This window comes from Pseudomonas sp. NPDC087342 (genome assembly GCF_044744265.1).
Classification (GTDB): domain Bacteria; phylum Pseudomonadota; class Gammaproteobacteria; order Pseudomonadales; family Pseudomonadaceae; genus Aquipseudomonas; species Aquipseudomonas nunensis.
The window spans coordinates 131,542-149,443 of the sequence record NZ_JBIUXZ010000009.1 but is presented as its reverse complement, the minus strand read 5'-3'; the positions used below and the strand labels follow the sequence as shown (position 1 = coordinate 149,443).

The window sequence follows — 17,902 nt, the reverse complement described above, 5'->3', positions numbered from 1 at the left end:
GTTTAAACCCTGCGGCCATTCTCATCAATGACGACTTGTCCGTCTTCTTTGACGAAGCTGTCGCGCTGCTCCTGCGGCAGAAGGTCGAGGACTGCCTCTGACGGACGACACAAGCGTGTGCCCAAAGGCGTAACGACGATGGGGCGATTGATCAAGATGGGATGAGCCATCATTGCATCGATGAGCTGGTCATCAGTCAGTGACGTATCGCCGAGTCCCAACTCCTCGTAAGGAGTGCCTTTGATGCGAACGAGGGCCCGCACCTCGATACCCATATCTTTGATCAATCTGACAAGCGTGGTGCGGTCAGGTGGGGTCTGTAGGTACTCGATAACAACCGGCTCTTCTCCGCTGTTGCGGATCAACTCCAAGGTGTTGCGAGAGGTGCCGCATTCGGGGTTGTGGTAGATCGTGATCTGGCTCATATCGCTTCCTCGTGCTGACGTTAGATGGAGCGCTGGTTGACGCGTTTGGACAGCTCTTCGGCTGACTCTTTACGCTCGGAGTACCGATCAACTAAATAATCCTGGCGATCCCGCAAGAGCAGCGTGAACTTCATCAACTCCTCCATCACGTCCACCAGTCGGTCGTAATACGAGGACGGTTTCATACGACCTGCCTCGTCGAACTCGGTGAACGCCTTTGCCACCGAAGATTGGTTTGGGATGGTGAACATCCGCATCCATCGACCCAGTACGCGCAGCTGATTGACCACGTTGAAAGATTGCGAGCCGCCGCAGACCTGCATCACAGCAAGGGTTTTGCCTTGCGTAGGTCGTACAGCGCCAATCGCCAGCGGAACCCAGTCAATTTGGGCTTTGAATACTGCACTCATGGAGCCGTGACGCTCAGGGGAGCACCACACCTGTCCCTCAGACCATTGCATCAGCTCGCGCAGCTCAGCGACCTTGGGATGTGTATTGGGAGCGTCATCCGGAAGCGGCAGACCCGATGGGTCAAAGATCTTGGTTTCAGCACCAAACTCATTCAGCAGGCGTGCCGCCTCATGCGTGACTAGCCGGCTGAAAGAGCGCTCTCGCGTCGATCCGTACAAAAGCAGAATTCGAGGCTTATGGAGTGACGGTGTACGCGGCTCCAGTTGCTCCAACGACGGAATGTCGATCAGGTCGGTGTGTACGTTCGGCAATGTATCTTGCATATAAACTCCTACCACGGCGCCGGCTAGGACGCCGCCTCGGTTGATCTTTAAAGCGAACCGATGCGGTTCAGTTCAGCTTTCAGTTGGTCAGGGCTCATGGTCTTGAGCGGCAGTGCAAGAAACGCACTCACGCGTTCGTGAATTTTGGCCAGTGTGGCTTCAAACGCTGCGGTGATCTCGGCTTCCGACCCGCTAGCCTCAGACGGGTCGGCCAGCCCCCAATGCGCCTTCAAAGCTGGCCCAAAGAAGATTGGGCATGCTTCACCCGCTGCGCGGTCGCAGACAGTGATCACGATGTCTGGAGGCGAGCCCTCAAAAGCATCCGAAGCCTTGCTGCTCAAGCCCACCGTGGAAATACCCGTCGCCTCCAGCGTTTGCAATGCCCGTTGATTCACCCGGCCACTGGGAAAGCTTCCTGAACTGACGGCTTCTACACCCTTGGGCGCCAAGTGGTTGAAAAGCGCCTCGGACAGAATGCTGCGGCAGCTGTTGTGGGTGCACATGAACAAGACTTTCATCAGACGATTCCTTGATTCAGAAACTGAGGCGCAGTGCCAGGGCGGACAATGTGGCGACGAGGATGGGCACGGTCAGCACGATCCCGGTCTTGAAGTAGTAACCCCAGCTGATCGTTATGTTTTTCCGGGCTAGCACGTGCAGCCACAGCAGAGTGGCTAAGCTCCCAATTGGGGTGATCTTCGGGCCCAGGTCACAGCCGATGATGTTGGCGTAAACCATCGCTTGCTGGACTACACCATCGACTTCGGCGGCATGAATGGATAAGGCGCCTACCAGAACGGTGGGCATGTTGTTCATGATCGATGACAGCAACGCTGTTAGCAGCCCTGTACCAAGGGACGCGCCCCAAACGCCATAACCGGCGAACACGTTCAGGATCTGCGCGATGTGGTCGGTCAGGCCGGCGTTCTTCAGGCCATAAACAACTAGGTACATACCCAAAGAAAAAATCACCACCTGCCATGGCGCCTCTTTGAGCACCTTGCTTGTGTTGATGGCGTGACCACGAGCCGCGATGACGTAAAGAATGAATGCACAGACCGCTGCAATGGCGCTGATTGGCACCCCCAATGGCTCAATGACAAAGAAGCCGATCAGCAGTAGTGCCAGCACCCACCAACCAGCTACAAAAGTGGCCCGGTCGTGGATCGCCTCGTCCGGATTGTCCAGTTGGTTGAGGTCATAGGTCTTTGGTAGATCTTTGCGGAAAAACCACAGCAACATGGCTAATGTCGCCGCCACGCTGACGATGTTTACCGGCACCATGATCGAAGCATATTCGTTGAAGCCGATATCGAAGTAGTCGGCAGAAACGATGTTTACCAGATTGGAAACCACCAGCGGTAAGCTCGCCGTATCGGCAATAAAACCGGCTGCCATGACGAATGCCAAAGTAGCCGCAGGAGAAAAACGCAACGCCAACAACATCGCGATCACAATGGGTGTGAGGATCAATGCTGCTCCGTCATTGGCGAACAGGGCCGACACCGCTGCGCCCAGCAGGACGATAAATGCGAACAGCTTGCGAGTGCTCCCGCCTCCCCATCGGGCCACATGCAGCGCAGCCCACTTGAAAAAACCTGCCTCATCAAGCAGCAGACTAATGATGATGACCGCGATGAAAGTCCCAGTGGCATTCCAGACAATGCGCCAAACCTCTGGTATGTCGGCAAGGGTAACGACACCTGCCAGCAACGCCACGATGGCACCGAACATCGCACTCCAGCCAACCCCAAGCCCCTTGGGCTGCCAGATGACAAGGACGATGGTGGCGATAAAGATCAATACGGCAATCAGCATTTCATTAATCCGGTTGGGCGTGAATCAGCTACACACGGCTTGGTTGATCGGACGGTCGTTCATGCCGCAGAGGCGCTTAGCCTCGGTTTCCAGCCATTGCTGATTGGCGTCTACCACTTCCTTCAAAACTGCAGTCACCCACGCGGGCAAATCAGGATTCAGTCGGTAGTACACCCATTGGCCTTGGCGACGATCCAACAACAAACCGGCAGAGCGCAGCAGCGCCAAATGACGAGAAATCTTCGGCTGACTCAGGTCGAGTGCTGCCGTTAGCTCGCATACACACAGCTCACCTTCACTCACGACAAGCAGCGAAATTTTTGCTCGGGTGTCATCCGCCAGGCACTTGAATAAGGTGGTGGGGTTCATGGGTTCTGTCATAGATCCTCCAGGTGTTTGGTCTTGACCAAAACGAAGAGCTTGATGCGCTCGTGGATGTCGTGGAGCGTGTGGCGAAATGCGCCAGGATCATCGCTAGTTACTGGGTCAGGAAAATCCCAGGCAATGACTTCACCTGCACTGGGCATTGGTAGGCAATCGCTTGCGGATTTATCACAAAGAGTGATTACGTAATCGAATCGATCAGTTTGAAACTCGCTGATGGACTTGCTGCGCAGGCCCGTTGCATCGACTCCAACCGCCTCCAATGCTTGAGTCGTGCGCAGATCAACCTCAGACGGTTCAGATCCTGCGCTGAAGGCCTCGAAACGCGGGTCGATGTGCCGCAGCAAAGCCTCTGCAAGCAGGGAGCGGGCTGAGTTGGCAACGCACACGAAAAGCACTTTGATAGCAGGGCTCATGGTGGAACTCGATGTATATGAAAAATCGAATATACGCTTTGGTGAATATTCGGTAAAGCGAATATGATGTCTACTGTTTCGGCATATGCCCTAACGTTCCATGCGTGTCGGCATAACGGAGATGAGAGGATGGAGGGAGATATGATGATCCAGGCAACGGAAATAGCCGGAGGACAGAGGCAGCGCTTTCGCGATGCGCTGAAATTTGCTGACCTTCCAGCAGACGATATTGATCTTCCGGGCCGAACCTTTTTTGAGTTCAAACTGGACAGTGAGACGGTCGCATGGGGAGGATTTGAGACGCATGGTACGGACGGGTTGCTGCGTTCCCTGGTCGTAGTGCCGACACAAAGATCGAAAGGGGTCGGTGTCACGGTGCTTCGGGTCATCGAAGCGAAAGCCGCCGAGCAGGGAATAGCTCGATTTCATTTGCTGACAACAACAGCGTCAGACTTTTTTGAGCAGCAGGGCTATGCAGTAAATCAACGAGGCTCAGCGCCACCTCTGATTTCTCAGACGGAACAGTTCAGGGGGCTTTGCCCTGGCGCGGCTTGCTACATGTGCAAGGCATTATCTGCGCATGCACGAAAGTAGCTGATCACCTTGGAGATTGCTTCAACTGCCGTCCTACAGTCGAGCGCTGGCGGTACGTTGCTCTGAGATACAATTTTAATGTCCCCAATCGGGCACATTAACCATCATCTTTAGGCTTAATGGCCCTATTTGGGTACATTACGCTGAGCAACGGAGTGCGACCAATAATGACGATGTCCACCGCTGCACGCACGGATAGACAGAGCTTGTGGTATGAGCAGTTCGCTGCTTAAAGTGGGAAGAGTGTTGTAAGTCCGATCCAAGGAGGTATGAAATCTTGGCAGACTCTCGTACGTCGAGGATTCCCGTGTCGCGCTGCTTGGCTTACTTACCATCGCCCAAATAGTCGGAAGCCAGTTTGTTGCCCAAGCGGGCATTAGATATGATGCCTGTGCTCAGAGGTTTTTCGGAATTATGGTCGGCTTCGTCTACGATACCTTCCGGTTCAAGCCGCTCTCAGGCGCTAAAATAGTCGGCCCATAGATCATTACTTCCGAACCTTTTTTCTTAAGTTGAGCTGTATAGCTCAAGAAATACTCGTCCTGCCGGTAGTTGGTGTAGATCTCTTTTATCTCGCTTACGTTGTCGTACGAAACGATCCAAGGCTTGTCGATGTAGCCGAGCGCGTTAGCGATCTGTACGTGATCGTCGTGTACGTAGAAGTTTCGGTAGAGACCAGATCCCTTGATGTAATAGGGAGGATCGAGATAGGTGAGGGATTTCTTTGGAAGAGTTGGAATTATATTATTAATGAAGCCAAGAGCGTCTTCATTGTAAATCTTGATTCGATTCTTATACTTGCCGATTAGATCTATGCGCTTAATAAGTTCAGGTTTATTGAAGCGAACGTCTAACTTCCATTTACCTGCTTGCTCTTTCCCGCCAATAACGCCGGCCTTCAAAATTCCCGAACGATTAGTGCGGTTGAGGAAGAAGGTGGCCATGGCAAGATCCACGACTGAACAATCATCAGGATTATCAAGCACGGCCTTAAACCTATGCCAGTTTTCCATGGTGACAGGCGTGTCGATGATAGCCTTGCTGATATCATCTGTATGATGTACTACTGAATCCCAGAACGCGTAGATAGCCGGATCTAGGTCATTGATATGTATGACTGAAGCGTATTCGTGGAACATGAGTTCCAGAGCGACACCAGCTCCGCCCGCGTAAGGTTCTGCATAATGACCATCATGCAAGCCGTTCACTTCAAACACTTGCTTTATGAAGTGAGCAAATTTTCCCTTACCACCAGGGTAGCGTAGCGGTGTTGAAAATACCCTAGAAGCGCCCATGAATCTTAATCCAAGCTTGTCAAGCTGTACATGAGAACACATGCTAGGGCATTTTCCAATGCTTAGCGCCAGATGGCTTCCAGCATAGGCTGGTATTCTTCCGCAATGTCCTTCAGCTCGGATGGTAGCGGGGCGCTATGAGTCCCGTGCACGAACAGGTTGAAGTGATCTACCGATCCTGGCTGATCGTAGGAGCTGGCACGCTTGAAAATGGCCTTTGCCGCTGGGGCCGCTATTTTCTTTTCGGCTTCCAGATATTTAACTACCGACTGAACCTTCATGACCAACTTGTCACCGTTTGCTCCACCGCGAAGTTCATTGTTGGTGTCCCAGCGCAAAACAGTTTTACCTGCATCTTTCTGCATTCTCGCGTACTCATCGCAAGTTGTTTCAATAAACACACGGAAAGTTATTGCGACTGCGTTCGGGCACTCATCTACCCGCAAGACCGCCCGAAGTTCGTTATATATGGCATTGATGCGCGAGTTAGAGATCTTTAGCGACCAAGGCGTCAAGTATTTTCTAGCGCGTGCTTGCGGCTTTGCACGAATCCCCGGTGGAGTTTGAGGCTCAGGTTTTATATTTTCGGTGCCGTCCGGCTTGGCCGGCTGAGTCCCGCCTGATTGAGGGCCACTGGCTACACCTGGTCGAGTGTCGTTGCCACCACCTGGCTGCGCGTTAGTGCCTTTTTCATCGCCAGAGCCACCGTTGCCACCAGCGCTGTGACCGCCCCCTGTGCCCCCACCATTCGTCGTGTCCGGCTGTGCCGGTCTGACCTTTACCTTTGCGGCTTCAGCCAAACTGTCGGGCAGTATTTCAGGTGGAATATGCCCAAGGGTAACTACTTGGTTCTCATACTTACGCACGTCGTTCACGTTATATCCATGGGATACAAACATATCGAGCATGAACTCCAGCGCGGGCGCAATCTGATCGAGTGGCAGCTGTGGTGTCAGTATCTTATTTTCGACTTTTAACCGGAAGGTGTTCTGCCCGAGCGTAGACGAGAAGATCCGCGTAAGGGTCGTTACGTCGATCTCGAAGACGTCCAGAGCCGCCTTGTTCGTGAAGATGTGCTGGTTGTCGACGATCAGGTTTCTGATCTGGCGGCCAATAGATTCAATGCCAGTCTGGCGTGCCCGGCGCTCGTCTCGAATGTCACTGTCCCAGCCAACCCGTCCTGCCCCCCGATTCTCACCCGTATGCTTTAGCTCAATCCATACATCCCCGTCAGCGCGGGTAGGCACTACGCTGCATTGCAGGCTTTCAGGCACCCCATCCGTCAAATTATGATGGGCTTTCAGAAAGCCTTTATAGCCGCGATCTGCAGGACAAAGGTCGGGACGCTGAAGGAGCTTGAGGGCTGTGAGCCGGCGATTCCCTTCAAGGACTATAAAGTTGCCGTCTTCGTCCGGTGTTACAAGCTGCAGCTCTGTAGGGTCGAGACCGTTCTCAACAATATGTTCGGCCAGGCGAAGAATTTTCTTGGCCTCCTCCGGATTGGAGAGCATCAGCTTGATCGCTTCACGCTGATTCTGGGCGACATCGTTGCCGAATCGCACGTTCTCCTGGTCGAGCTTAATTTGATCCAGGGAGATAACGCGTATATCCCGCATCATTGCGTCAATTTTCATAAATTATCCATTCGGCGATTCGGTGCTGGCGCAATGATAATACAAAGCGCGGACATAGGAGGGTCGCCGTTTCTTGGTCTAGCCGCCCTTTGTAGCTGGTCTGCGACGTAGGTGCGGTGTACACCGATTTCCCCCTCCTAGTTGGTAACATTTAGCATTGAGATTAAAAGGAAAGGAGCAGAAAGGTGCGCCCAAATAATGACAATTTCAGTGAAATTACGGTGCGATTTGGAAAACCCTGCAGCCGTCAATGAGGCGATAGCGCATGTCGCTCATCGCCGAATTGCGCCCGAAATTACCGTTGAGCAGACCGGCGACTACGAGATCCGGTGAGGCTTCAGGGATTTTCCGCAATTAGCTCGTCTCAGGTGAACGCTGCGCGGTGATTTAGATGTTTCCTAGCACACGAGAGGTGGGCGCATCCAAATACAACACTAGGGTTGTATTTAAAGAGCTGTGGCTACATGATCGTCAAACGGAAACAATCACTAGAAATCACTGGCAGTTGACCGGGGACATGACCGGACGGACAGTACACGAACGCACACTTTACATACCACATAACGGTTCGAGTCCTACTGGGCCCACCAAACAAAAAAGCCGCGTATTTACGCGGCTTTTTCGTGTCTGGCGTACCGGGCCCTCAACGCGCTTTTTCTGTCAGAAACTTCTGAATTATTTACAGCCCATTCACTTCGACTTTCCCACGCACTAAAGTTGAGAGCTAAAAAGGGGTGATTCTTGTATCTATACATGGAAAGCGGCCTGCCGAACGTATGGCTTAGCAACGGCTTCGTGGTGAAAGAGACCGCTTATGGCGAGTCTGTTGCCATCACAGATGTGAAAGGCCTACATGATGTAATATGCAAGGCTATAGCCGGGAAACCTTCGGTGCTGACAGGCGCTGAGTTTAGATTTTTGAGAAAGGAACTTGGGCTATCTCAAGAAAGCCTCGCTGAAATCGTTGGTCTGACGAGTCAGGCCGTAGCCATTTGGGAAAAAACCGACAAAATTCCGATGGTGAACGATCGGTATTTGCGGGGACTTTATCTTGAGGCTAAAACTGGCGAAGCGGATCTGATGTCGGCTATCAATACCATCAACAAACTGGACCACGAACTCTACAAACTGAATCTCGAGTTTGAAGGTGAATGGCACAAAGCATGCGCATGAACCTGGACACGTAAAAAAGCCGCGTATAAACGCGGCTTTTTCTTACCTGTAATTCCCCCCTTACTCAGGGCAACGCGTACGCAATCACATAGTCCCCCCGATCCGACGACTGTCGTGCGCCGCCTACCGTGAGCAAAATGTACTGCTTACCGGTTTTCGGCGAGACATACGTCATCGGCCCCGACTGACTGCCCACCGGCAACCGCGACTTCCAGATCTCATTGCCATTGCCCGTATCGAAAGCACGCAGATAAAAATCCTGAGTCCCCGCAAAGAACAACAACCCCGACTGGGTCGCCAGCGAAGCGCCCAGGGTCGGCATGCCGATCGGGATCTGCAAGTGCATGCGAATCCCCAGCGGTCCGGTGTCTTGCACGGTGCCGACCGGAACCTGCCACATCAGTTTGTGGGTCTTGAGGTCGATGGCGGACATGGTGCCGAACGGTGGTTTTTGGCAGGGGATGCCGGCGGCGGAGAGGAAGCGTTCGCGCATGGCGCCGAACGGTGTGCCCTCTTGCGGTACAACACCCATTTCGATGCCGCTGGCCCCGGCGGCGATCTTGTTGCGCGGGATCATGTAGTTGGCCAGGCCCAGGCGCATGTCGTTGACGAACATGTAGTTGGTGTTCGGATCAACCGAGACGCTGCCCCAGTTCATGCCGCCCAGGGAGCCCGGGAATTGCAGCGCGCGATCAAGGCCCGGCGGCGTGTAGACGCCTTCGTGGCGCATGCCTTTGAACTGGATGCGGCACATCAATTGATCGAACGGCGTGGCGCCCCACATGTCGGATTCGGTCAGGGTCTGGTTGCCGATTGACGGCATGTCCACCGAGAACGGCTGGGTCGGCGAGTAGCGCTCGCCGGGCACGTTGCCTTGCGGCACCGGGCGTTCTTCGACCCGAGCTATCGGCACGCCGGTTTCGCGGTTGAGCAGGAAGATCTCGCCCTGTTTGGTGACCTGCGCCAAGGCTGGCTGGGTGCCGCCCTTGTCGTCCGGCACATCGTAGAGCAGCGGTTGCGCCGGCAGGTCGAAGTCCCAGAGGTCGTGGTGGGTGGTCTGGAAGTGCCAGCGCACCTGACCTGTCTTCACGTCAATGGCGACGATGGACGAATTCCACTTGTCATCGAAGGCCGTACGTTGGCCGCCGAAGAAGTCCGGGGTGGCGTTGCCGGTGGGCAGGTAGACCAGACCGAGCTTGGCGTCGTAGGACATGGCCGACCACACGTTCGGCGTACCACGGGTGTAGGTTTCGCCAGCCGGCGGGCGTTTGGTGGTGTTCGGGTTGCCCGGATCCCACGCCCATACCAGTTCGCCGCTGCGCACGTCGTAGGCACGCACCACACCTGGCGGCTCGCCGGTGGAATAGTTATCGGCCACGCGACCGCCGACGATCACCACATTGCCGGCGACCAGCGGGGTCGAGGTTTGCTGGTAGTAACCCGGTTTGACTTCGCCCATGTCGGTTTTCAGGTCGACGGTGCCTTTGTCGCCAAACTCTTCGCAGGGCTTGCCGGTGTCGGCATTGATGGCGATCAGGCGCGCATCGCCGGTCGGCAGAAACAGACGTTTCGCACAGGCGGTTGGCTGGTTATCCGAAGACACAGGGGTTTCGGAGTAGCCCAGGCCACGGCAGCGTTGCCAGTTCGGCGCAGTGCCTTGGGGATCGAACTTCCAGCGCTGGGTGCCGGTGTCGGCGTCCAGGGCGAAGACTTTTCCGTAGGCGGTGCAGGTGTAGACCGTGTCACCAATTTGCAACGGAGTGTTCTGGTCTTCAGCGCCAGCGCCGGTGCTTTGCGGGATATCGCCTGTGTGGAAGGTCCAGGCCACCTGCAACTTTTCGATGTTGCCTTTGTTGATCTGGTCCAGCGCGGCGAAGCGATTGCCGGCGGTGGTATTGCCCCAGTGAGCCCAGTCCTTCTGCTCGGTACCCGGCGCGACCGGCGTTACCGCAGGTTCACTGCTGGCCTTGACCACATGGGTCGGCACAAACATGTAGGCCAGCGTGGCGACTACACCGACACCCAGAATACCGGCCAAGCCGTAAGCGCCACGCCCCGCCGTGGCGCCGGAAGCGCGTACCAGCGTAGGATAAATCAGCGCGACGACCAGGCCGATCACGGCGAACGTCAGCACCCGCGAAACCAGCGGCCAATAATCGAAACCGCTGTCCCACACCGCCCAGATCGCCGTCAGGATCAGCGCCAGACCATACAGCCAGGCACCTTGCGGCTTGCGCCGGGCAATCATCAGCCCGCAAATCAGCATCGCCAGGCCCATCAGCAGGAAGTACCAGCTCCCGCCCAACGTCACCAGATAAGCACCGCCACCCGCCAGGCCGAGCCCGATCAACGCGATCAGGACACCCAGCCCCAACAGCAACCATTTGCTGCCGGCGGCAGCCCCAGAATTATTCATGTCGGAAGTTTTCCCCATTTGTGACAAGGGCGAAATGATGTACTACCTAGTTACTTATGGCAATTTGTCGCAGGCAAAATGTTCTGAACGGTACAAAACCAGGCGCAAATAACCGCCACGAGCGCTGTGTGGGATGTGTCTGTAACATGCTGCCCATTGATGCATGCCGCTGGAGAAGCCCCTTGCCTGACACCCGTCCACCCGTGCTCGACGAAATCGACCGCCAATTGATCGCGGCTTTGCAAATCAACGCCCGCGAAAGCGTAGCCATGCTCGCCCGGCAACTGGGTATTGCGCGCACCACCGTAACTTCGCGATTGTCGCGGCTGGAAAAAGCCAAGGTGATCACCGGTTACGGCGTGCGCCTCGGACAGCGTGTGGTCGATGGCGGTTTGCAGGCGTATGTCGGGATTACGGTGCAACCACGCTCGGGCAAGGAAGTGTTGCGCCGGTTAAGTGCGATGGCTCAGGTTCAGCAACTGTGTGCGGTGAGTGGCGAATTTGATTATGTGGCGTGGTTGCGGACTGAGTCGCCGGAGCAGCTGGATCAGTTGCTGGATCAGATCGGCAGCGTGGATGGGGTGGAGAAGACCACCACTTCAATCATCCTGAGTAGCAAGATTGATCGGGGGCAGCCGGTTTAGACACTGTCCTCTCCCTCAATGGGCAATGTGCAGCAACAGATCGTCATATTGATCAATCAAATAGCAAAACGACGACACATTGCGTCTTATTAACGTGTTCTACGCTCTCTAGAATGGCTGCCATCTTTTCCTATACTCAGACGCGCATCCCGCGTCGGGTCGCCAGCAAGGTCAGCCATGAACAAGAACAATCGCCATCCTGCAGACGGTAAGAAACCAGTCACCATTTTCGGCCCGGACTTTCCTTTCGCCTTTGACGACTGGATCGAACACCCGGCCGGCCTGGGCAGCATTCCTGAGCATAACCACGGCGCCGAAGTGGCGATCGTCGGCGCAGGCATCGCTGGGTTGGTGGCGGCCTATGAGTTGATGAAGCTGGGCCTCAAACCCGTCGTCTACGAAGCCTCGAAGATGGGCGGTCGTCTGCGCTCCCAGGCGTTCAACGGGACCGATGGCATCGTCGCCGAATTGGGCGGGATGCGCTTCCCGGTGTCGTCTACCGCGTTCTATCACTACGTCGACAAGCTCGGCCTGCAGACCAAGCCTTTTCCGAACCCGCTGACGCCCGCGTCGGGCAGCACGGTGATCGACATCGAAGGCAAAACCCATTACGCACAGAAACTGGCGGATCTTCCTGCACTGTTCCAGGAAGTGGCTGACGCCTGGGCGGATGCACTGGAAGCCGGTTCGCAGTTCGCCGATATCCAGCAAGCGATCCGCGACCGTGACGTGCCGCGTCTCAAAGAATTGTGGAACACCCTGGTTCCGCTGTGGGACGACCGCACCTTCTACGACTTCGTCGCGACCTCCAAAGCCTTCGCCAAACTCTCGTTCCATCACCGCGAAGTGTTCGGTCAGGTCGGCTTCGGCACCGGCGGCTGGGATTCGGACTTCCCGAACTCGATGCTGGAAATTTTCCGGGTAGTGATGACCAACTGCGACGATCACCAGCACCTTGTCGTCGGCGGCGTTGAACAAGTCCCGCAAGGCATCTGGCGCCATGTGCCAGAACGCTGCGTGCACTGGCCCGAAGGCACCAGTCTCAAGTCTTTGCACCGAGGCGCGCCGCGCTCCGGGGTCAAAAAAATCGCCCACGCCGCTGACGGCCGTTTTGCGGTCACCGACAACAACGGCGACACCCGCGAATACGCCGCCGTACTGACTACCTGCCAGAGCTGGCTGCTGACCACCCAGATCGAATGCGACGAAACCCTGTTCTCGCAAAAGATGTGGATGGCCCTCGACCGCACCCGCTACATGCAGTCGTCGAAAACCTTCGTGATGGTCGACCGCCCGTTCTGGAAGGACAAGGATCCGGAAACCGGCCGCGACCTGATGAGCATGACCCTCACCGATCGCCTGACTCGCGGCACTTACCTGTTCGACAACGGCGACGACAAGCCGGGGGTGATTTGCCTGTCGTATTCGTGGATGAGCGACGCGTTGAAAATGCTGCCGCACCCGGTGGAAAAACGCGTGAAACTGGCGCTGGATTCGTTGAAGAAGATCTACCCGAAAGTCGATATCGCCGCGCGAATCATCGGCGACCCGATTACCGTGTCCTGGGAAGCCGACCCGCATTTTCTCGGTGCCTTCAAAGGCGCCCTGCCCGGCCACTATCGCTACAATCAGCGCATGTACGCGCACTTCATGCAGGACGAGATGCCGGCCGAGCAACGCGGGATTTTCATCGCTGGTGACGACGTTTCGTGGACGCCTGCCTGGGTTGAAGGCGCGGTGCAGACCTCGCTCAACGCGGTGTGGGGCATCATGAAACACTTCGGCGGTGAAACTCACGCCGAGAACCCGGGTCCAGGAGATGTGTTCAACGAGATCGGTCCGATCGCCCTGCCCGAGTAAGAGGAATCCGAAATGCGCGTAGCCCTTTACCAATGTCCACCGCTGCCCCTGGACGTCGCCGGCAATCTGCAACGCCTGCATCAACTGGCGCTGGAAGCCAAAGGCGCCGATTTGCTGGTGGTGCCGGAGATGTTCCTGACCGGCTACAACATCGGCGTCGATGCGGTCAGCGTCCTCGCCGAGGTGCATAACGGTGAATCGGCGCAACAGATTGCGCGCATTGCCAAGACTGCCGGGATCGCCATTCTGTATGGCTACCCCGAGCGCACCGAAGACGGCCAGATCTACAACTCGGTGCAGTTGATCGACGCGCATGGCGAACGGCTGTGCAACTACCGTAAAACGCATCTGTTCGGTGACCTCGATCATTCGATGTTCAGCGCCGGCGGGGATGATTTCCCGCTGGTTGAGCTCAATGGCTGGAAGCTTGGTTTCCTGATCTGCTACGACATGGAGTTCCCGGAAAATGCTCGGCGCCTGGCCATGGCCGGTGCCGAGCTGATCCTGGTGCCGACGGCGAACATGATTCCCTTCGATTTCGTCGCCGATGTCACCGTCCGCGCCCGCGCCTTCGAAAACCAGTGCTATGTGGCTTACGCCAACTACTGCGGCCATGAAGGCGAGATCCAGTATTGCGGCCAAAGCAGCATCGCCGCACCGGATGGCAGTCGCATCGCCCAGGCTGGTCTGGATGAAGCGCTGATTGTCGGTGAGCTGGATCGGCAGTTGATGGTCGATTCGCGCGCAGCCAATCGCTACCTGATTGACCGCAGGCCTGAGCTTTACGGCGCGCTGAACAAGCGCTGAGTCCCTGTTATCCGCTAGCATTAGCGCTTCTCTGTACTGGAAGTGCTCATGCCTGCGCTGAATCATCCCCGCCCCCACACTGAAACCCTGGCCAACGGCCTGCGGGTGACGCTGCGTCATGCCCCCGATTTGAAGCGCAGTGCTGCGGCGTTGCGGGTGGCTGCCGGCAGTCATGACGTGCCTTTCGCGTGGCCAGGGCTGGCGCACTTTCTTGAGCATCTGTTGTTTCTCGGCACCGAGCGTTTTCCTTCCGGCCAAGGGCTGATGGCATACGTCCAGGGGCACGGCGGGCAGGTGAATGCACGCACCAGCGAGCGCACCACGGATTTCTTTTTTGAGTTGCCGCCGCAGACATTGGCCGGAGGGTTGGAGCGACTGTCAGACATGCTCGCTCACCCGCGTATGAATCTGGACGATCAATTGCGGGAACGGGAGGTTTTGCAGGCCGAATTTGTGGCCTGGTCCCAGGATGCGGCAGCGCAACAGCAACTGGCTCTGTTCAATGGGCTGTCCGCGGCGCACCCGTTGCGGGCGTTTCATGCCGGCAATCGCGACAGTCTGCCAGTGCCGCAACCTGAGTTTCAGCAGGCGTTGAAAGACTTCTATCAGCGGTTTTATCAGACCGGGCAGATGACCTTGAGCCTGGCGGGCCCGCAAACCATTGATGAACTCAGGACGATGGCAGAGGCGTTCTCCGCCACTATTGCCATAGCTGAAAAAGCCCCTCAGGCAATGCCCACAGCGTTAATGGATTCTTCCGACAATAGTTATCAACAGGTCAGCGAATCGCGCCTGGATCTGCTGTTCACGTTCGAAGAGCTCCCAGAGTCGTCTTCCGAAGCGTTGGCATTCTTGTGCCATTGGTTGAACATCGCGAAATCCGGTGGTTTGTTGGATACGCTGCAAAAACGCGGACTGGCAGGCAGCCTGAAAGCCGCGCCGCTGTATCAGTTCGCCGGGCAAGCCTTGCTGCATATCGAATTCACATTGCTCGCCCAAGCAACACAAGCCGCCATTCGTGAACAATTGATGGATTGGCTGGGGTTCTTTGCCGCCCAACAAAACTGGAGCAGGTTACGCGACGAGTACACAGCCCTGCTGCAACGCCAGCAGCAAGTCAGCGGCGCTTTGCAATTGGCTCAGCGAGACACTGAACAACTCGGAACCGAGCTATCCGAACAAGGTGTCGCCACCCTCAAGGACATCCTGAAACAAATCGGCGCTGTGGATAACTTCAACGGCGAATGGCAACTGCCGGCACCCAACCCGTTTTTGCGTTCCGAGGCGCCCGCCGCCAATGCCGGATTGATTCGTGGCCAGACCAGCGCCCATCGCGGCCTGCGCACGTTTTCCCAGGATCGCTCTCGCGGTCGTCGTGAACGCTCGTCGATGCAATTCAGCACCGCGCTGCCGGGCAACACCGATGAAGGCGCGATTTACCTGCGCTGGCGCCTGGATTCGGCACCGGATAGCCGGTTGCAATCGAACCTGGAAAACCACCTCCAGCCATTGCGCGAAGATGCTCGTCAGGCCGGTGTGGATTGTTCCTTCAGCGCAGTGGGCAATGAATGGCTGCTGAAGATGACCGGCCTGCAAGAGCCGATGCCGACCGTTCTCGAACACGCGCTGACCGCTCTGACAAAACTTGATGCTGATTTCCCACAAACAGAATCGACAAGCCCGGCATTGATGCCGATTCGGCAGTTACTCAAAGTGCTGCCTGAGCGTTGTCTTGAAAACTCCGCCGTTTCAGCCGACCTGCCACAACTCTGGTCGAATGCCCGTTGGGATGGCCTGGCCATCGGCCTGTCCGCCCAGACCCAAGCGGCCATGGGTGTAGCGCTGAGTCGTATCCCCGGTGTTGCGGAGAATCAACTGACACCGCCGCCCTCAATCAACTCACAGCATGTGTGGAACACCGTCGACACCGGCTCCAGCGAATACGCGCTGCTGCTGTTCTGTCCGACCGCCACCCAGGAAATCTCCGACGAGGCTGAGTGGCGTCTGCTCGCTCATTTAATCCAGACACCGTTCTACCAGCGCCTGCGGGTCGAGCTACAACTGGGTTATGCGGTGTTCAGCGGACTACGCCAGATCAACGGCCAGACAGGTTTGCTGTTTGGCGTGCAATCCCCGAGCGTTGCCGCCGCGGATCTGCTGGAACACATCCAGCACTTCCTGAACGGACTGAGCGATCTGATACAGAGCATCGAAGACGCGACGTACCTCGCACAGCGCCAAGCCCTCGCTGATCAATTCGACAGCCAGGCCTTGCCCAACGTCCAGGCCGCCGACCTGCTGTGGCAAGCCAAGCTCGCAGGCCACTCGTCGGATTACCTGACGCAACTTCCTGAAGCAATTTTAAAGATCGACCGACAAGCACTGCTCGCCGCCGCGCAACGGCTGAACAACGCCGAAGGTGGCTGGCGCGGCCTGGCCAGCGACGCTTGTCCGGGTGCGCCTTGGCAAGGGGCAAAATGATCATTACCGAGGCTGCAATTAGCTTTCTCAAAGTTTCACGGGCAACGGCTCTGTAATTTTGAGTAACATAGCCACCTAACTATCTGAACATCTCCGGCTGGAGGTGGACTATATGTATAGGTCTCAACTGTCTCATCCACCTGAAAGGAGCACTCTTATGTCTTGGTCCAAACCTGCTTACACCGACCTGCGTATCGGCTTTGAAGTCACCATGTACTTCGCAAGCCGCTAAGTTTGTCTTGCAGCACAGCGCCTCGGTCTGCCGGGGCGTTTTTATTTTTAGCGTTCAAAATGATGGAGCGGCCATGTTTGTCCAGATTCTAGGTTCCGCCGCCGGCGGTGGTTTCCCGCAGTGGAATTGCAACTGCGTGAACTGCGCAGGCTTTCGCGACGGCAGCCTGAATGCCAAAGCGCGCACCCAGTCGTCGATCGCGATTTCCGATGACGGCGTGAACTGGGTGCTGTGCAACGCTTCGCCGGACATCCGTGCCCAACTCCAGAGCTTCACCCCGATGCAACCGGGCCGCGCCCTGCGTGACACCGGTATCAGCGCGATCATCCTGATGGACAGCCAGATCGACCACACCACCGGTCTGCTCAGCCTGCGTGAAGGTTGCCCGCATCAGGTCTGGTGCACCGACATGGTCCACGAAGACCTGAGCACCGGTTTTCCGCTGTTCACCATGCTGACCCACTGGAACGGCGGGCTGAACTGGAACCGCATCGAACTCGACCAGAGTTTCAGCATCCCGGCCTGCCCGAACCTGCGTTTCACTCCGCTACCGCTGCGCAGTGCTGCCCCGCCCTACTCGCCGCACCGCTTCGACCCGCACCCCGGCGACAACATCGGCCTGATCGTCGAAGACCTGAGCACCGGCGGTAAACTGTTTTACGCACCGGGCCTGGGCAAAGTCGACGCGCCTTTGCTGGAGATCATGGCCAGCAGCGATTGCCTGCTGGTGGACGGCACTATGTGGGATGACGATGAAATGCAGCGCCGTGGCGTCGGCACCCGTACCGGTCGCGAGATGGGCCATCTGGCGCAGAACGGCCCCGGCGGCATGCTGGAAGTGCTGGAACAACTGCCCGAGCAGCGCAAAGTACTTATCCACATCAACAACACCAACCCGATTCTCGATGAGAATTCGCCGGAACGAGCGGAGCTGGTTCGGCGCAATGTGGAAGTGGCGTATGACGGCATGGGTATTGTGTTGTAGCTAA

Annotated in this window: 17 protein-coding genes; 8 read left to right on the top strand and 9 right to left on the bottom strand. The window is 56.5% G+C overall.

Annotated elements, in window-relative coordinates:
• Positions 1 to 2 precede the first annotated feature (2 nt).
• From arsC to ACIOYV_RS19600, 6 genes are read right to left on the bottom strand one after another with little or no spacing between them, the layout of a single operon-like run.
• On the bottom strand, positions 3 to 425 hold the full coding sequence (gene arsC, locus ACIOYV_RS19625) for an arsenate reductase (glutaredoxin) (RefSeq protein WP_401326190.1): 423 nt from the start codon (positions 423 to 425) through the stop codon (positions 3 to 5).
• Positions 426 to 445: 20 nt separating this feature from the next.
• Entirely contained in the window at positions 446 to 1,159 is a 714-nt protein-coding gene (arsH, locus tag ACIOYV_RS19620) for an arsenical resistance protein ArsH (RefSeq protein ID WP_401326187.1), read from the bottom strand.
• Between the two features lie 47 nt (positions 1,160 to 1,206).
• Entirely contained in the window at positions 1,207 to 1,677 is a 471-nt protein-coding gene (locus ACIOYV_RS19615; protein WP_401326184.1) for an arsenate reductase ArsC, read from the bottom strand.
• A gap of 16 nt (positions 1,678 to 1,693) precedes the next feature.
• Positions 1,694 to 2,977: an arsenic transporter gene (locus tag ACIOYV_RS19610; RefSeq protein ID WP_007247284.1), complete on the bottom strand. Its 1,284-nt coding sequence runs from the start codon at positions 2,975 to 2,977 to the stop codon at positions 1,694 to 1,696.
• A 24-nt stretch (positions 2,978 to 3,001) separates the two neighbouring features.
• Positions 3,002 to 3,358: a metalloregulator ArsR/SmtB family transcription factor gene (locus ACIOYV_RS19605; protein ID WP_060708143.1), complete on the bottom strand. Its 357-nt coding sequence runs from the start codon at positions 3,356 to 3,358 to the stop codon at positions 3,002 to 3,004.
• On the bottom strand, positions 3,355 to 3,777 hold the full coding sequence (locus tag ACIOYV_RS19600) for an arsenate reductase ArsC (protein WP_401326180.1): 423 nt from the start codon (positions 3,775 to 3,777) through the stop codon (positions 3,355 to 3,357). The genes ACIOYV_RS19605 and ACIOYV_RS19600 overlap by 4 nt, the downstream gene beginning before the upstream one ends.
• A 141-nt stretch (positions 3,778 to 3,918) precedes the next feature.
• Here ACIOYV_RS19600 and arsN2 point away from each other — a divergent pair, with 141 nt between their 5' ends.
• Positions 3,919 to 4,371: an arsenic resistance N-acetyltransferase ArsN2 gene (gene arsN2, locus ACIOYV_RS19595; protein WP_401326177.1), complete on the top strand. Its 453-nt coding sequence runs from the start codon at positions 3,919 to 3,921 to the stop codon at positions 4,369 to 4,371.
• A 428-nt stretch (positions 4,372 to 4,799) separates the two neighbouring features.
• On the opposite strand, the gene ACIOYV_RS19590 is transcribed toward arsN2, so the two are convergent.
• Positions 4,800 to 5,666, bottom strand: coding sequence for a DNA adenine methylase (locus ACIOYV_RS19590; protein WP_401326174.1), 867 nt, complete (start codon positions 5,664 to 5,666; stop codon positions 4,800 to 4,802).
• A 62-nt stretch (positions 5,667 to 5,728) separates the two neighbouring features.
• Positions 5,729 to 7,300, bottom strand: a complete 1,572-nt coding sequence (locus ACIOYV_RS19585) for a hypothetical protein (protein ID WP_401326171.1) — start codon at positions 7,298 to 7,300, stop codon at positions 5,729 to 5,731.
• Between the two features lie 753 nt (positions 7,301 to 8,053).
• Here ACIOYV_RS19585 and ACIOYV_RS19580 point away from each other — a divergent pair.
• Positions 8,054 to 8,473 (top strand): transcriptional regulator, encoded by a 420-nt coding sequence (locus ACIOYV_RS19580; RefSeq protein ID WP_401326168.1) that lies wholly within the window; start codon positions 8,054 to 8,056, stop codon positions 8,471 to 8,473.
• Positions 8,474 to 8,537: 64 nt separating this feature from the next.
• Here ACIOYV_RS19580 and ACIOYV_RS19575 read toward each other — a convergent pair whose 3' ends face one another.
• Positions 8,538 to 10,889 carry a glucose/quinate/shikimate family membrane-bound PQQ-dependent dehydrogenase gene (locus ACIOYV_RS19575; protein ID WP_401326165.1) on the bottom strand — a complete coding sequence of 784 codons (2,352 nt, stop codon included), beginning with the start codon at positions 10,887 to 10,889 and terminating at the stop codon, positions 8,538 to 8,540.
• A 182-nt stretch (positions 10,890 to 11,071) separates the two neighbouring features.
• Between ACIOYV_RS19575 and ACIOYV_RS19570 the strand changes: the two genes are divergently transcribed.
• From ACIOYV_RS19570 to pqqB, 6 genes are all read left to right on the top strand, one after another.
• Positions 11,072 to 11,533, top strand: coding sequence for an Lrp/AsnC family transcriptional regulator (locus tag ACIOYV_RS19570; RefSeq protein WP_265041271.1), 462 nt, complete (start codon positions 11,072 to 11,074; stop codon positions 11,531 to 11,533).
• A 177-nt stretch (positions 11,534 to 11,710) separates the two neighbouring features.
• Positions 11,711 to 13,393 carry a flavin monoamine oxidase family protein gene (locus ACIOYV_RS19565; protein ID WP_401326162.1) on the top strand — a complete coding sequence of 561 codons (1,683 nt, stop codon included), beginning with the start codon at positions 11,711 to 11,713 and terminating at the stop codon, positions 13,391 to 13,393.
• Positions 13,394 to 13,405: 12 nt separating this feature from the next.
• Positions 13,406 to 14,200 (top strand): carbon-nitrogen hydrolase family protein, encoded by a 795-nt coding sequence (locus tag ACIOYV_RS19560; RefSeq protein WP_163911249.1) that lies wholly within the window; start codon positions 13,406 to 13,408, stop codon positions 14,198 to 14,200.
• Positions 14,201 to 14,248: 48 nt separating this feature from the next.
• Positions 14,249 to 16,681 (top strand): pyrroloquinoline quinone biosynthesis protein PqqF, encoded by a 2,433-nt coding sequence (gene pqqF, locus ACIOYV_RS19555; protein ID WP_401326160.1) that lies wholly within the window; start codon positions 14,249 to 14,251, stop codon positions 16,679 to 16,681.
• Between the two features lie 157 nt (positions 16,682 to 16,838).
• Positions 16,839 to 16,913, top strand: coding sequence for a pyrroloquinoline quinone precursor peptide PqqA (pqqA, locus tag ACIOYV_RS19550; RefSeq protein ID WP_009045898.1), 75 nt, complete (start codon positions 16,839 to 16,841; stop codon positions 16,911 to 16,913).
• Positions 16,914 to 16,986: 73 nt separating this feature from the next.
• Positions 16,987 to 17,898 (top strand): pyrroloquinoline quinone biosynthesis protein PqqB, encoded by a 912-nt coding sequence (gene pqqB / locus ACIOYV_RS19545; RefSeq protein ID WP_054044159.1) that lies wholly within the window; start codon positions 16,987 to 16,989, stop codon positions 17,896 to 17,898.
• Positions 17,899 to 17,902 lie beyond the last annotated feature (4 nt).